This window comes from Bradyrhizobium sp. ORS 375, from assembly GCF_000239775.1.
In the GTDB taxonomy this organism is placed as follows: Bacteria; Pseudomonadota; Alphaproteobacteria; order Rhizobiales; family Xanthobacteraceae; genus Bradyrhizobium.
Genome location: NZ_CAFI01000270.1, coordinates 1 through 802, shown reverse-complemented (window position 1 = coordinate 802; position 802 = coordinate 1). Strand labels below are relative to the sequence as shown.

Sequence of the window (802 nt, the reverse complement as noted above, 5' to 3'; positions counted from 1 at the left end):
CCGCAAAGCCGGCCGAGAGCAAGACGGCTGAGGCGAAGCCCGCGGAGACGAAGACCGCGCCGAAGCCGGTGGCAGTCGCCAAGCCAGCCGAGACCAAGCCAGCCGAGACGAAGCAGGCCGCCGCGCGACCGCCGTTCAAGCCCGCCGCCAGCGCAGCGCCGGCGACGACAGCCTCGGCTCCGGCGCAGACCCAGACCGCCCTGGTCTCCGGCGCGGCGCCGGTGCTGCCGTCGAACTCGTTCGACAGCCGGTTCGCCGGGTTCAAGTAAGCCGACCTCAGCGGCGCGCCGTTCTGAACGGCGCATCCAGCTTCGCCAAGGCAAGGCGACATACGCGGTGCCACCCTCCCCTGGAGGGGGAGGGTCGATCGGACGCGAAGCGGGCGAGCGGGGTGGGGTGATCTCTCCACACGCATGGGTGCCAGAGGAGAGATCACCCCACCCCACCTCACGTTTCGCTTCGCTCCTCGTGAGGCGACCCTCCCCCTCCAGGGGAGGGTGAACTGTCCTTGCGGATTCGCTGAATCCGCATCCGTGAGCAAACCATTCGGTGTCAGCCCGGCGAACGCCGGGATCCATAACCACCGGCAGACATTGCGGCGCGAGCTGAATGCTCCAGCGTGCATCATCCGTCCGCCGCGGAGTCTGGGTCCCGGATCGGCGCCGCGCGTTGCGCGTCCCGGCTTTGTCCGGGACGACAGCGGAATTTGCGGGTACGACTTTGCATTCTCGCACCCGCTTTCGCGTCCGAGTGTTGCTGGTCCAATCACCCTCTCTAAACTGAGGGTGCAGGGAGAGCCGGG

General features: G+C 68.2%; 1 pseudogene. It reads left to right on the top strand.

What is annotated here, in order from left to right:
* Positions 1–269: pseudogene (locus BRAO375_RS19690) on the top strand (L,D-transpeptidase family protein); the annotation flags it as partial.
* Positions 270–802: the final 533 nt, after the last annotated feature.